Origin of the sequence: Marinobacter denitrificans (genome assembly GCF_008795955.1) — a bacterium.
Taxonomy (GTDB): Bacteria; Pseudomonadota; Gammaproteobacteria; order Pseudomonadales; family Oleiphilaceae; genus Marinobacter; species Marinobacter denitrificans.
On sequence record NZ_VMHN01000001.1, the window covers coordinates 565497 to 578774 of the forward strand.

14 protein-coding genes, 1 tRNA gene and 1 pseudogene are annotated in these 13278 nt (G+C 55.0%); 3 read left to right on the plus strand and 13 right to left on the minus strand.

The genetic code is table 11. From position 1 onward, the window contains the following. Positions 1-63: 63 nt before the first annotated feature. Positions 64-360 (minus strand): hypothetical protein, encoded by a 297-nt coding sequence (locus FO268_RS02670; RefSeq protein ID WP_150989233.1) that lies wholly within the window; start codon positions 358-360, stop codon positions 64-66. A 434-nt stretch (positions 361-794) separates the two neighbouring features. Here FO268_RS02670 and FO268_RS02675 point away from each other — a divergent pair, with 434 nt between their 5' ends. Together FO268_RS02675 and FO268_RS02680 are read left to right on the plus strand one after the other, a co-directional pair. Continuing rightward, positions 795-1490 (plus strand): esterase/lipase family protein, encoded by a 696-nt coding sequence (locus FO268_RS02675; RefSeq protein ID WP_150989236.1) that lies wholly within the window; start codon positions 795-797, stop codon positions 1488-1490. Positions 1491-1597: 107 nt separating this feature from the next. Next, positions 1598-2740 (plus strand): cell adhesion protein, encoded by a 1143-nt coding sequence (locus FO268_RS02680; protein WP_150989239.1) that lies wholly within the window; start codon positions 1598-1600, stop codon positions 2738-2740. A 27-nt stretch (positions 2741-2767) separates the two neighbouring features. Here the strand turns inward: FO268_RS02680 and FO268_RS02685 are convergent, their stop codons facing one another. The 3 genes from FO268_RS02685 to FO268_RS02695 form a co-directional block, all read right to left on the minus strand. Beyond that, a complete protein-coding gene (locus FO268_RS02685) occupies positions 2768-3250 on the minus strand; it encodes a metallophosphoesterase family protein (protein ID WP_150989241.1) in 483 nt (160 codons plus the stop codon). A gap of 92 nt (positions 3251-3342) precedes the next feature. Further along, a tRNA-Gly gene (locus FO268_RS02690) sits at positions 3343-3416 on the minus strand. A gap of 18 nt (positions 3417-3434) precedes the next feature. Next, the gene (locus FO268_RS02695) at positions 3435-4373 is read right to left on the minus strand and encodes a M14 family metallopeptidase (RefSeq protein ID WP_150989244.1); all 939 of its coding nucleotides are present in this window, start codon (positions 4371-4373) and stop codon (positions 3435-3437) included. 168 nt (positions 4374-4541) lie between these two features. Here FO268_RS02695 and FO268_RS02705 point away from each other — a divergent pair, with 168 nt between their 5' ends. After that, positions 4542-5333 (plus strand): cobalamin-binding protein, encoded by a 792-nt coding sequence (locus tag FO268_RS02705; RefSeq protein ID WP_150989247.1) that lies wholly within the window; start codon positions 4542-4544, stop codon positions 5331-5333. Between the two features lie 44 nt (positions 5334-5377). On the opposite strand, the gene FO268_RS02710 is transcribed toward FO268_RS02705, so the two are convergent. The 9 genes and pseudogenes from FO268_RS02710 to FO268_RS23195 all read right to left on the minus strand — a co-directional run. Continuing rightward, entirely contained in the window at positions 5378-6355 is a 978-nt protein-coding gene (locus FO268_RS02710; protein WP_150989250.1) for a 5'-nucleotidase, read from the minus strand. A 308-nt stretch (positions 6356-6663) separates the two neighbouring features. Further along, the gene (locus FO268_RS02720; RefSeq protein WP_150989254.1) at positions 6664-7173 is read right to left on the minus strand and encodes a CAP domain-containing protein; all 510 of its coding nucleotides are present in this window, start codon (positions 7171-7173) and stop codon (positions 6664-6666) included. 133 nt (positions 7174-7306) lie between these two features. Beyond that, a complete protein-coding gene (locus FO268_RS02725; RefSeq protein ID WP_150989257.1) occupies positions 7307-8455 on the minus strand; it encodes a hypothetical protein in 1149 nt (382 codons plus the stop codon). 555 nt (positions 8456-9010) lie between these two features. After that, positions 9011-9760: a substrate-binding periplasmic protein gene (locus tag FO268_RS02735; RefSeq protein ID WP_225316484.1), complete on the minus strand. Its 750-nt coding sequence runs from the start codon at positions 9758-9760 to the stop codon at positions 9011-9013. A gap of 275 nt (positions 9761-10035) precedes the next feature. Next, positions 10036-10659: an ankyrin repeat domain-containing protein gene (locus FO268_RS02740; protein ID WP_150989263.1), complete on the minus strand. Its 624-nt coding sequence runs from the start codon at positions 10657-10659 to the stop codon at positions 10036-10038. Between the two features lie 81 nt (positions 10660-10740). Then, a complete protein-coding gene (locus FO268_RS02745) occupies positions 10741-11136 on the minus strand; it encodes a hypothetical protein (RefSeq protein WP_150989266.1) in 396 nt (131 codons plus the stop codon). Continuing rightward, on the minus strand, positions 11129-12625 hold the full coding sequence (locus FO268_RS02750; protein ID WP_150989269.1) for a type VI secretion system PAAR protein: 1497 nt from the start codon (positions 12623-12625) through the stop codon (positions 11129-11131). Before FO268_RS02750 ends, FO268_RS02745 begins: the two co-directional genes overlap by 8 nt. A 110-nt stretch (positions 12626-12735) precedes the next feature. Then, positions 12736-13047, minus strand: coding sequence for a helix-turn-helix domain-containing protein (locus tag FO268_RS02755; RefSeq protein ID WP_150989271.1), 312 nt, complete (start codon positions 13045-13047; stop codon positions 12736-12738). A 122-nt stretch (positions 13048-13169) separates the two neighbouring features. Further along, positions 13170-13277: pseudogene (locus FO268_RS23195) on the minus strand (transposase); the annotation flags it as partial. Position 13278: the final 1 nt, after the last annotated feature.

The following is a 13278-nucleotide window of genomic DNA, read 5'->3' on the forward strand; positions in this document are numbered from 1 at the left end:
TAAATCCGGCCCGGTTTTCGCGATTTCCTGATTTTGCTCAGAATCCGACCCTCTTATTTCAAATCAGGCCTCATCAACGTCGATACCAACGGGTATGTACGCCCCACGAGAAGCAGGTTTGATGAATTCAACATAGCTTCCAGAAAACTTCTCTGCTTTTCTGTTAAGGGTGCGAGCAAACTGAAAGAACGAATCGCTTTCGCTCTCTACCCAGGTCTGAACCCGCTCCAAGCGAAAATACGGCACTTCGTCTGCAACGGTTTTCATCGTGTCGAAAGTGCTAGTGGAAAGAGCCTGCTGCATGGCTTCAACAACAGAAATTAGCGAATCTATCTCTCTAAAAATAGAGTAATCATTCATAAAAAACCCTCTGTTTTTAATTAAAAAATACATCTATAAATTAGCCATGATATATAATTTTTTTAACTTAGGAATCAGACCACAACAGATCAATATTAAAACAGTTAAAAATAGGGCATTCATACTAATTTAGCGAGATTATTTGTTAAATAAAATTAAGCCTTAAAAACAGATCTTGCCACTTCTAACTGCAGAATATTACTTGTAAGTAAACTTATCACTCAAAGCATTTAAGAAACTAATAAAACAATACGCAAAAACATCTAGCATGGTCATTAAATTGCACGAATATAGGCGATTTTTCTGATAGCAATATTGCAGCCCCAATACTTGAGGTCATAGGTGGCGTCCCCCAAATGGGCGATGCAATTGCGGATGAAAAAACTGAACACTTGCTCATTGTATAACCCGTAACAACAAGAAGGGGAATCACAATGTTCAGATCTACGTTCAGAGCAACCATAAAAACAGCCACGGCGATTGCCATCAGCCTTATCACTTTTTCCCTGCCAGCACAGGCGGCGAAACCGGGCACTGAGGAGTCGGCAGTCAGAAACCCGATACTGTTCGTGCACGGCTATGCATCCGGCGCCAGCATCTGGGACACCATGAAAGACCGGTTCCAGGCCGACGGCTGGCCTGCCGATGAACTGGCGGCCTTCAGCTACAACTATAACCAGTCCAACACCACAACGGCGGAGGAAGTTCGTGATCAGGTTCAAAGCCTGCTGGCCAGTACCGGGGCGGATCAGGTCGACATTATCACCCACTCGATGGGTGGGCTCTCGTCACGCCACTTTCTGAAATTCATGGGCGGAGATGAACTGGTCGAAGCCTGGGTGTCACTGGCCGGGCCGAACCATGGAACAAGCTGGGCGTACGGCTGTTTTTCCTGGTCCTGTTTTGAGATGCGCCCGGGGTCCAGTTTTCTGGATGAGCTGAACAAGGGCAAGGAAACACCGGGCGACACGCGATACGGCACCTGGTGGTCGCCTTGCGATGAAATTATTAACCCGGACGACAGCGTGATCCTGAAAGGGGCGGACAACCACCGCACAGCCTGCATCTCTCACAACTGGTTCTTGTACGACGAGGAAGTTTACCGCGACGTGCGGAACTGGATCGACTAACGCAGACAAGGCGGCCCCTTGATTCAGGGGCCGCCCGCAGGCATGTTAGCTGCGCAGGCAGGCTACGGCCTGAATCCACACAAAAACAATACGGATTGAGATACGCTATGTTAAAAACCTTCCGATACATTTCTCTGGTGTTATTGGCATCTGTTCTATTCCAGCCTCTTGCCGCACACGCCACAGAAGACACTCTCGACTACGGACTGTACTGGTTCGATGGCAACAACAACTCCGTCAAAGCGGTAGAAGCAGATGGAACTGTGAACACCGTACCCCTCAAATTCTACGATCCCTCGAAACCGACCATCGTGCATTTTCATGGTTGGCAGCCCGATTCCGCTACCCGCGGTGACGGTTACGACCGTGAAGACTTCCGCTTCGTCTGGGGTGATGAGGACGTCATCACCTCCCGCTCATGGAAGGATAAGGGCTGGAACATAGCCTATTTTTACTGGGACCAGTTCGCTGATGAATCAGAAGTGAAAGACGCCGAGGCCAAAATGTGGTCCGCCAACGGCCCCCGCGGCATGCGTTACCGCCTCAGCGACGGCAGCTACAGCACGCAGCATTCGCCTGACAAATCCGTGGGCGAAATTGCCTTTGAGCAGCTTACCGCAGCATTGGCCGACAACACCTCCCATTACGTGCGCCTGTCTGGCCACTCGCTGGGCAACCAGCTGGCTACCATCGTCGCCGGCAAAATCAGCGATGCGATCTATGCCGGTGACGCTGGCGTGAACGTCATGGTTGATCGTCTCGAGCTGCTGGACCCATTCTATTCCCAGGACGGCAAAGACTACCTGGGCGATGCCAACGGCGACGGCAATCCGGACTGGACCGGCGAACGGGTTCGGTGGACCGTTCAGGACCTGATCGACCGTCACAACACCCCGGTGACGGCCTACTACTCAAGCAACATCAATGACCTTTGGATCGGCGATAAAAACCTGCCGTTGCGAGCAAAGGTGGCCGAGATATGGAACCGTTTCTGGTACCTGGTGGATGAAATAAACAAGCACAATCACGTTGTGCCGTTCTACTTCCGCTCAATGGCTTCCGCCCCTCCGGAGGAAGTGACCATCAACTGGGCAGGCGTGCGCAGCGAAACCGGCCAGGACGCCGCCAGTGCGAGTACCGATGACAACCGGATTCTGGAAATGATGGGCGACACGCATTACTGGGACCAGGTGGAAGGCCGCTACACCGCCGACCCCGAAGACGACCAGTTTGAAATTAAGAATTACTGAGTCCGATCCGGTGATAAAAGCCGCGGGCTAGCCCGCGGCTGGGCTAGCCGTCTGCCGACACCTGAGATCAATAATCTCACCAACCACATCGTCTTCGCTCACCTGCAGCTGCCCTACCGTGATAGGCAGAGTAAAACGCCGGGGCCCGGCGCCACCTGGGTTGAAATAAAGCACATCACCAATCCACTCATTACGGGGTTTGTGGGAATGGCCGGCGATCACCACGCGGTAACGGCCTTGCGGATCGATGTCGAGGGTTTTGACGTCGTGAAGCATGTAGAAAGCGTGGCCGAGGAATTCCAGCACCTGAACATCGGGAAGAGTCGCTGCGCGGCCAGTTTTGTCGATATTGCCACGGATCGCAACCACGGGGGCGATCGCCTCCAGCGCATCCAGAACCTCGTCCCGCCCTACATCACCGGCATGAAGGATCAGATCCGAGCCTTTCAAAACCTCCAGAGCTTCGGGACGCATTTTGCTGTGGGTGTCTGCGATCACTCCGATTTGCATGCTTACGCCCTCTTAATTCCTCAATGACTCCAGAAAAGAGGTCCAGGTTATCCAAAAACAGAAATACAAGACCTATCCCGGCTGCGGGCAGATGGAGCGGGTGAAGGGAATCGAACCCTCGTCGTAAGCTTGGGAAGCTTCTGCTCTGCCATTGAGCTACACCCGCGTCCTGCGGCCCAATATACTAGAGCGACCCCGGTTTTCCTAATGACAGCGCATAGTCGATCGCCGCACACACTGCTGCAACTTGCGCGGCATTGCATTGCTCAGCGGTCACGCGGTCGCTGTCCGGGTATACCTCGGTGGTGGTTCTGTAGCGGGCGTTGGTCATGCCGGCGCAAAGGCCAAGCTGCGCCAGCGGGTACTGAATAACACCCCGGTCGGCCACCAGTGAGCCGAAGATCTCGCCGTTATCATCCGCCGGCGCGATGTGGGTGATCTTTTCCACCGCCCTGATCAATGCCTGCTGGAATTCAGGCTGCGGGCTCTCGGTGTCATCCACCAGGTAGAAGCCATCCGGAATGTTACCCGGCTCAAACGGTTTGCCATCACGGGCAGCAAGCGCCGGGCGAAACTCGGTTTCGTCGGTATCGGTGGTCTCGTGCAGGTCGATGTGCAGCAGTATTGGCTCATCAATCGACGCAACCAGCTGCATGAGCGCCACTGACTCCCCCGCCTGGCCCTCATCACGAAACGAGCGGTTGGGATCCACCGCGTTCGCGTTCCAGCGATGGATGCGTTCGTAAGCCCAGGGGCTGACGCACGGCGCGACCAACAGGTTTACACGATCAGCATAATCCGATGCATGTTGTTCAACGAACTGCAGAGCACCATGCACCCCGCTTGTTTCATATCCATGGACCCCGCCTGTTATCAGCACCACCGGCCTATCGGCGCGCCAGTCCCGGCTGCGGATCGCCATCAGCGGATAAATGTCGGGGCCGTATTCCAGGCGGCCGTACTCCTGCACATCAAAGCGCGAACGCAGCCGCTCGACCACGCTAAACACGTCGGACTCGTAACTGCGCTGACGGCTCTGCCGCGACAGCCACTCAGCATGTTCCGCGTTGCCCCAGGGAATGCCGGGCGTGCCGATTGGATAGGCCGCTGAAGCGGTGCTCATATTGCGTTTCTCCTTCGGTCATTCACTGACTTTCCTGGGGTCCGACTCCGTGTCATTATGCTACCAAATGCACGGGGGCCTGACCCCCTTCTGCGCACAGGTGTATGTGCACGGTCTTGTACGGCAGGGCCGGAGTACCGAGGTCAAGCAGGCCCTGATGAGCCACCGATGAATTATCCCCAGCGAATTGTCTGCCTTACCGAAGAAGCCACAGAGACCCTCTACGCCATCGGCGCAGAGGACCGCATTGTCGGCATATCCGGGTTCACCATCCGGCCCGAGCGAGCCAGAAAGGAAAAGCCCAAGGTCTCAGCCTTCACCTCCGCCAAAATTGGGAAAATTCTGGAACTGAAACCAGACCTGGTGGTGGGGTTCTCTGACATGCAGGCCGATATCGCAGCGGAACTGGTGCGCAGCGGCGTAGCCGTGCACATTTTCAATCAGCGCACGGTGCCGGGCATCCTTTCCATGATCCGAACCCTCGGCGGCATGCTGGGCCTGTCTGACCGAACCGACGCCTACGCTCAGGCGCTTTCCGACAGGGTTGAACGAATAAGAGCGGAAAGAGCGAGTCCGAACCGCCCCCGGGTCTACTTTGAGGAATGGGGCGACCCGATGATCACTGGCATAGGCTGGGTGTCCGAGCTGATTGGCATTGCCGGTGGTGAGGATATCTTCCCGGAACGGGCAGCCGAGCCCGGCGCCCGGGAGCGCATTATCGAAAATCCCGGAGACGTAATCGAGCGGCAACCAGACATCATCATCGGCTCCTGGTGCGGGCGTAAATTCCGCTCGGAGCAAGTAGCCGAACGCCCGGGTTGGGGCGATATTCCAGCCGTGGCCAACAACCACCTGTATGAGATCAGGTCACCGCTGATTCTTCAACCGGGGCCGGCAGCGCTGACGGATGGGCTGGATGCGCTATGTGAGATTATTGATCTGGGGCGCAGCTTCAATTAGTGCCCATCTCGAGACTGCTCGAAACAGTCTTCTGACCGGCATTCTCACTTGCTGCTTGCTGAACTTTTCTCAGAATCCTTGAGCAGAGATCCGGACCTGTAAGGCACCTTCCCCGCAGGTGTGTATCGGGCAGCAGGCTCCAGATGCACATCCTGATCATCAAAGAAGATGTGCGCCTTGAACGCCCTGATGATTTTCGATTTATCCAACCCGCCCAGGAAAAAGATCTCATCCACATACACCCCCCAATGCCGCTGGGTTTTGATGACCCGCATCTCAGCCGGGCTATTTCTTGCGGTAATGATGGCCACACGTACCGGTGAGAAGTCGACCTTGTGAGGAAGCCGATCCTGTAAACGCGACAACTTCCGAAGCAGCGTTGCGTATGGCCCGTCACTCAGGGGGTTGTCCTGTTCCTTATCCTCTACGGTGTGAAACCCTTTCAGGCCCTCTGCCTTGAACACGATTTCACTCTCGTCGCTGAACAGCACCGCATCGCCATCAAAGGCAATTCGCACCTGGCCATCGGGAATGGTTTCCATATTGGCGGGTGGCTCTTTCACCAGCGCGACGGCGCAGCTATCGCTATCAATCACGCGCTGCGCATCTTTGGTGTTGGTGGTCAGGAACAGATCCACATCGTAAGCGTCCAGATAGTCCACCACAGACTCACCACCGGTGAACGCGGAGCGTGTGATATCCAGGCCGTACTCGCGAATGTTATGAAACACCCGCACCCCAGTTTCCGGGCTGTTGCGGGACATCACCACGACTTCCACGAGTGGGGCTCTGTCGCCGGACTGAAACTGGTTCAGGGAAAGCAGGGCCTTCACCAGATAAAAGCCCGTGCCCGGCTGGAGACCATCGGACTCACGGGCCGCCATATATTCACGGTAATCTTCAATAGCCTCTTCGCGATTGGACTCGAACTTATCACGAAATACGGAATCCGCTTCGCTCAGATCGAACAACGCCGTCGCCGAGATGCCGACCACCAGGGTATCCGATAAATCGTAGGGCATGGGAAATCCTTAAAAGTGATTTCAGCTATGTGCAATCTCTTATGCGCGCAAATAAATATACACAGCTTTTCGCTGCGTTATCGATCTTGCTACTACCCATTGAGGTGGCCAGCCCAGCACTTCAGTGGACGAACCGCTACCGACACCAACATGTCCCTCTGGTGTAGCTGGCTCCGGATGAGCCCATGGACGAGCCGCCCCGCCGACTGCGGCTGGCGCTTGAGCGCCAGGGCATCAGTGAATCGGCCTTCCGGGTGATGCAACACGGGGAAGTGTGGTCGCCGCAGTGGTAAGTCTCTCGAAATGGCTTAAGGCGACGGTCGCCCAAAAATTTGGGTCCACGAAGGGGAATACCGGGAGCCCCGCTCCTCGGCCTTTGCCGCGCCCATTTCGGTGAATTTTGTACTCATGATATTCGCGCAATGTCCCGGGCTCGAGAGCCAACCATCCACGACGGCATCAACGGAGTTCTGACCCCCTGCGATATTTTCGCCAACCGCCGACCAGCTGTAACCGCTGCCTAGCACCCGCTCGCCCATCTGGACACCTTCAGGGCCGGTATGGCTGAAGAATTCCTGCCCTACCATATCCTCTGAATGGGCCAGGGCAGCCTCCTCGAGTTTGCAGTTCCACGCCAGCGGTTCGGCTGCGTCAAAGTGCTCGTCGCCACATTGTCTGGGTTGACTGCGCGCTTCGTTGACGCGGTCCAGCAAAGCCCGATCGGTTTCGTCCATCTCGCACTCGCCAGCCACAAGAAAACCGGAAAATCCGAGTAAACCCAACAGGGCAAAGGCGTTCGGCCTGGTCTGTCTGGCCATTAGCTCCTCCTTGCTTTTTGGAGCGTAGAATCCTTTCCAAAGGTTAGATGAGTTAAACAGAAAATACACCAAACACGAGGACCGTGAGCACTACTGCACGATGTGCATGAGCGGCAACCCAGGCCGAGTGCTCTCAGGCGCTGCAGCTATACTTGGACGGGCCCCGCCCCTCGACCACCTTCCCGGACTTGTAATCCACGCTCTGTGCTGGCAACAAGTCCGACTCGTACACCCACTCAGAACCCTGGTTAGAGAGAAGGTAGTTCTGCCTCTGGCAGTCGCTGCCATCACCGGTTTCTATATTGGCAGCGGCTCTGCAGCTTGCCTTGTCGGCGGACTCAGTCAGGTAGCATCGAAGAGATGTGCCGCGAGTACCGTCAATCAGCAATTGCTGTTGCAGATAGCTTTCGAAACGCTGCCCTGCAATATGCTCAGCTTTGGCACCTTCAACGGTACGGGGATTACCCTCCAGGCTTGTTAGTACCGGATGAGCCGGATGGATCTGATTCGCAGCAAGTTCGTTGGCAATCTCCCAGCCATTTGGCCCCATGCGGAATTGAAACTTAAGTGTTGTGGTTTGGTCATTAGACGCCCCTCCCTCAAGACCTACAAATGCGGTTGCCGGGTTGGCCGTTCCGTTGGTGTAGAGGGTAGTGCCAAACGCCGTGCCGACCGTGAAATCAGGATAGTTTTCCGCAGCGTACTGCCTCGCCAATAATCGGAGTGTGTCCAAGCTTTGGTAGTGACGGTCCAGTTCGCCGTCCACCACCTTAATATCTCCGAACGTGGCAAAGCCTGAACCATACAGTTCTGTCTGGCTTTTTGCCGCAGTCAGCTCAACGGTGAACGGAACACCCAGCGTTTCGGACTCACCAAACGCAAGCACTACCTGGTAGTCGCTCATCAGGGTCTGCTGGTCAGGTACGCTCTCGCCTTCCAGCATTTTCTTGAGTCGCAGGTGCGGAGTAGTGCCAGCGCCTTCCACAGGCACTGAAAATGTTTTGCCGGCCGGATTCTCATCGAAGATCACAATTTCCGCCGCAAGGTCGGCAAAGAATTCCGAGCCTTGGCGAAGCACTAGTGTCCCACCATTGAGAATCGCTTGTTCCATGGTGAACTGACTGTCTCGGATCCGGCCAGCCACGGGCTGGTCACTGCGGGCAGGCGCCGCTGAGCTTACGGCTTGTGGGGTGGGCTCAGGTGCGGGCGCGGAGACCTCAGTTGCTGCGGGTTCGTCGCTGCAACCAGTGGCGATCAGGACGATGAAAACAATTGCGGCCATGCTTGGACGGCTCAAGGGATTCCATTCCATAACTGTGCTCTCGTGTAGGTGCTGGGTAATTTCCTGATGGTATTGCGTTCTTTCTACCGCACTGTTTTTGAAAAATCTGTTGTATTTCCGTTACGTTAGTCAGATCTGATCAGTGGTGAGCAGGCCACATAAGATGACGCTCAGGATTCGACTCCAGGACTCCAAAAACGCTGCGAACTCAAATGCGTCAAAGCCGTGGAAGTCCTTTTCCGGGCTATCAATCGGCAGGTTCGGATCCGCCCCAGCTGCATTAATGCGCGGAGATAATCAATATCGGCATACAGTATTACCTCATGCACCGGTGCCAACCCGTTGTAATAGCCGTTGACCGGCTCTCCCCTTTCCGTGAAATGTCGAAGCAACGCGTAGCCCCGTCGCCTCGGGGTCGACAGGGCTCCACGGCATTTCTTCGGGATCGAGAAGCGCAATAACTGTGCCCCCCCAGACATCAGAACCAAAAGCCCAGGTGCGATAGATCATCGGGAATGCCTGCACTAGTGTTCGCGAAAACTGTGCAGGTCGAAGCTAAGGCTGCCGCTCCGGAACCTGCGAGGGTGCCATAGCGTCACTCAGGCCATAAGCCCGCAGAATTTGCCCATACTCTCCATTGAGCCGGATTATATTGAGTCCCCGATTGAAGTCTTCCAGCAGTTCTTCGCTGTAGGGTTTGCCTTTTACCACGCCGAAGTACAGGGGCTGCGTGAGCAGCGGGGCTGACAAACGAACCTTACTCTTCACGGTGGGGTTGGCCTCGATAATCGCCTTGACGACCAGCTTGTCTTCAATGCCCGCATCGACCCGGCCCCAGGCGACCATTTGAACGACGTTTGAAGTTGTGTCGACAGGCAGTTTATTCAGGGTATCGGCCTGATCAAAGTCGGCCCCAAAGCGCGCACCCTCCCGATAAGCAATCCTGAGCCCGGCAAGATCGTTGAAGTGCCGGGGGACCAGATCGGTTCCGGCAGGTAAAAGAGCGACTATCGGAGAGAGAAAGTAGGGCTGGCTGAATGCTACCAGTGCTTCACGATCCTTTGTATGCCATACGCCGATCAAGCCGTCTGCGGCCTGGCTGCGGGCGCTCCACACGACCCGTCGCCAAGGCTGGAGTCGTACCGTAATATTGTCATAGCCTGACGCTTTCAGGGCCGTTTTCACAATCTCGGTGGCAAAGCCTTTTTGAGAGTCAGTATCGTCCAGATAGGGGGGCCAGGGTGGGCCTATTAACAAGAGCTCGCGCCCGGCAGCAGGAAATACCAAAGAGAGCAAAATGGCCATCGATACAACAAGCCGCCTTGCTCGCGAGGCAGGGACGCCCAGCCGCCAACCAGAAGGAAAAAAGACCGTTAACATTCTTCGCACCCTGCCCTGCTCCTTTTGATCAAACGATAGCATTGATCAGCTTAGCAGGAGCAATTCAGAAGTACTCGACGACTCAGTGAACAAAACCTGAATAGGTCTATTTCTCAGATGGGTGTCCCGGTTATTCCCCGAGCTTGCCTGCGAGCCCAAGAAAACAGATCTGTTCCAGTTATCCCTCACAGAGCAGCCGCCTACAAAGCTTCGAGCTCTTTCCGAACATCCTGAAAAATTTCTTTGTTCCGGGACTCCAAAAACGATGCGAACTCCAATGCGTCAAACCCGTGGAAGTCCTTTTCTGGGCTATCAATCAGTAGGTTCGGGTCCGCCCCCAGCTGCACTAATGCGCGGAGATAATCAATATCGGCATACAGTACTGCCTCATGCACCGGTGCCAACCCGTTGTAATAGCGGTTGACCGGCTCTCCCCTTTCCGCGAAATGTCGAAGCAACGCGTAGCCACGCTGCCTCATGATCGAGTCAGCATCGTGTGTATCTAACGATGCGCCCACGAAATTGATCAGAGGTTGCGAACAGCCGCTCATTGCGGTCATTGCTTTACCACATCGCTCATACGGCCAGTCCGAATGCGTCAGAAGCCAGTACGCCGCCGCAGGCCTGAGCGCCAGGCTATCGGGGTCGAAAGGGCTCCACGGCATTTCTTCGGGATCGAGAAGCGCAATAACTGTAAGTCCCCAAGCATCAGAACCGAAAGCCCAGGTACGATAGATCATCGGGAATGACATCAGGACGATGGCCAGGACCACTCCGCCGAGAGTGAGTGCCTTTTTGTGGCCCAGGAAAAAGTTGATAAGCACGTCGCTCCTCCGTGAGCTTTGTACAATGCGGGGGTTCCTCTCTCACGAAAGAAGCCTGCTCAGCTTCCGCCACCCGGGTGACTAGTCAAACGCTCCGAGATACCAACCCGAGAAAAAAAACAGAAACATAAGAACTGCATACACGGTGAAAGGCACAACCACCCAAAGCTTCAACGACAGAGGTAAAGGTTCGTGCTCGTCACCCATTCTGGATTCGATACGGGTACCTATTCGCGGGAGGTTCCGAAATACTAAGAACACGTACACATATGACACCCGCATCCATCGTCCGATCGGACCATTGCCCCAGACTATACGCATATCATCCAAATACTTACCTGGCGTTGCGATCCGTCTCTCGACTTCCTCGGTTTTTCGGAAGAAAAACGTGACCATCAAAAGCATGAGAATTACACCTACGCCAAGAGAAATAGCTCCTGCAATAGCCGCTAATGCCGTCAGCTGCTCCTCATTCATGAATAGCCTCCCTCAGCTTTTGCCCAATGCCCTCACCACCTACTCCGCCTCCATAGCCTCCTGCTGCTGCGCCGAGCCCCCCAGCGATGACGGCGCAAGCCACACCCCCAATGCCTGCGGTGGTGATCGCGAAGACTGTGCAGGTCGCCGCTGCGGCTGTTGCCCCAACAGCGCCCCCAGCAAGAGAACCCGTGAACTTACCTCCCTCACTGTAAGCAACGACCTGACACTCTTTATCACTTCCAGAGGTGCATGCCTCATGGATTTTTAACGCAGACATAGATGCATCGAGGGTGATCCCCAGATAACCTACGTTTCGGGCATACTCGGCCCCCGTTGCCAGCCGCTCGTAGTGCGTAGCGTACCCTGGTATGCCACCGACCCCGGCGGTCTTCCAACTATGCACAATACTCTTAGACGACAACCCGAGGGCACGCTTCAGCTTCGCATCATCCAGTGACATACCTTGGCGTGCCACGCTTCCCAGAGAAAAATCCAGCTCTTTGAAAAGTGCCCGCCGCTTCTCGAAAAACTCCGGATGGTTGAGATGCCCGTGCTTCCGGTAACTGTCCTGATGAAGGCGCTCGATGTTCTTTAAGGCCTTCTCAATGCTGCCAATCTGCTTTGACACCATTACTGCGCCAGCACCCATACCCGCAGAACCCGTTGAGGTGATGGCTTCCAGTAAATCGTAATACTTGACGATAAACTGCGCCTCGTCCTGATCCAGCGACCGTACCTGGGCATTTACCTGTGCCGCCACCTCCATCAGGTCCGCTTCTTCCCGGGTGCACGCCATGCCCTCCGGGTCGCCCAGCACAATCATCTCACCAGGCAGCACCTTATCGCCAAGGCCCGGATTCAAACGGTCAAAACTATCAGGCTTCGCGGAAGCATCACCATAGAGCGCAGCCAACAGGGCAGTCTTGCTCATTGGGCTCTGAACCACGTGATAGCCTGGTTCCACAGTAGTTTCCTCCGTTTGACCCTTTGAACCCTTATCAGACAAACCAGACACAATCGGGCCCACTGCAACCATACTGCTATCGCCCCGCGCCATCACATTTGAGATTGGAGACTGTGGGGACGACAAGGATTCTGTAGCTCCACCATCAACACTGCGAGCATAAGAAGCTTCCGCCTGCGAAGCTGGCTTTGATGGGGCCGGTGAAATGCCGGAAAACTGGGTGGGCGTATATGTATCACCAATAACCACGCTGCCACTACCGATGGTGACGCCGCCGCAGGAAAGCGCACCACCAGTCACGGCGGCAGGAATACCATTGATCAGCACGGTTGCCGAACCTGCGGCGATAGCTCGCGGATGAGGGGGATGCTTGGGTTTGGAGTGTGGTGCGAGAGGGTCGCCAACACGGGCAACAGGCTTGCCATCAATCAGCACATTGGGGGAACCGGCAGTTACCGGAGTGGGCGGGAACCCCTGGTGGTCTGTTCCTATGTCACCCAACAGCACAACTTTCTTGCTCATTCCTTTGCTCCTTCTGTCCTTGAAGAACCATCCATTTTTTCAGGGGGCGCCGTCACTGGTGCCCAACGCGGTAATGCTGAACAAAGATACCGTAATACTCAAGGCTCTATTCAGGCAGCCCGAGGAGAGCCATTATCCCCATCGGACTCCAGAGTCCATCTCATCCCCAATGCGCGCCCCGCCTTCACAAGCGTGGTGATCGTTACACCGGTATCCTTCTCATCAAGCAGGCGGTTAACCACCGTACGACTGGTATGCATTTTCTGGGCAAGCTGGGACTTGTTTACGCCTGTGTACCCCATCGCTTGCTGAATCTGCCAGACAATTACCCGCTTCAGCGCCTCAGCTTCTGCCTGTTCAAGTGTGCCGTCGGATTCAAGCAGATCATCGAGAGAGCTGCCAACGTGCTTATGCTGTGTCATTTTCGTGCTCTCACATAATACGACGTTAACCGTTTTCCTTGTCATAAACCCCCTTCCTTGGCGCAAACCAAATGTACCTAATTAGGTACACCAATGCCAGCCTTCTAACAATCCATTACCTCCCGCGCAGAAAAGCTTGACCATTCATACAACTCAGGTTTATCCACCATCCTCGCCTTAACAGAATTGAGTTCCACATAGCGACAACAAGCCAGCAGGTAGGCGTCAGTA

Excerpts from the sequence above, each read along its gene's own strand:
- FO268_RS02670 (WP_150989233.1), bottom strand. The coding sequence starts at position 360 with ATGAATGATTACTCTATTTTTAGAGAGATAGATTCGCTAATTTCTGTT.
- FO268_RS02675 (WP_150989236.1), top strand. The coding sequence starts at position 795 with ATGTTCAGATCTACGTTCAGAGCAACCATAAAAACAGCCACGGCGATT.
- FO268_RS02680 (WP_150989239.1), top strand. The coding sequence starts at position 1,598 with ATGTTAAAAACCTTCCGATACATTTCTCTGGTGTTATTGGCATCTGTT.
- FO268_RS02685 (WP_150989241.1), bottom strand. The coding sequence starts at position 3,250 with ATGCAAATCGGAGTGATCGCAGACACCCACAGCAAAATGCGTCCCGAA.
- FO268_RS02695 (WP_150989244.1), bottom strand. The coding sequence starts at position 4,373 with ATGAGCACCGCTTCAGCGGCCTATCCAATCGGCACGCCCGGCATTCCC.
- FO268_RS02705 (WP_150989247.1), top strand. The coding sequence starts at position 4,542 with ATGAATTATCCCCAGCGAATTGTCTGCCTTACCGAAGAAGCCACAGAG.
- FO268_RS02710 (WP_150989250.1), bottom strand. The coding sequence starts at position 6,355 with ATGCCCTACGATTTATCGGATACCCTGGTGGTCGGCATCTCGGCGACG.
- FO268_RS02720 (WP_150989254.1), bottom strand. The coding sequence starts at position 7,173 with ATGGCCAGACAGACCAGGCCGAACGCCTTTGCCCTGTTGGGTTTACTC.
- FO268_RS02725 (WP_150989257.1), bottom strand. The coding sequence starts at position 8,455 with ATGGCCGCAATTGTTTTCATCGTCCTGATCGCCACTGGTTGCAGCGAC.
- FO268_RS02735 (WP_225316484.1), bottom strand. The coding sequence starts at position 9,760 with ATGGCCATTTTGCTCTCTTTGGTATTTCCTGCTGCCGGGCGCGAGCTC.
- FO268_RS02745 (WP_150989266.1), bottom strand. The coding sequence starts at position 11,136 with ATGAATGAGGAGCAGCTGACGGCATTAGCGGCTATTGCAGGAGCTATT.
- FO268_RS02750 (WP_150989269.1), bottom strand. The coding sequence starts at position 12,625 with ATGAGCAAGAAAGTTGTGCTGTTGGGTGACATAGGAACAGACCACCAG.
- FO268_RS02755 (WP_150989271.1), bottom strand. The coding sequence starts at position 13,047 with ATGACACAGCATAAGCACGTTGGCAGCTCTCTCGATGATCTGCTTGAA.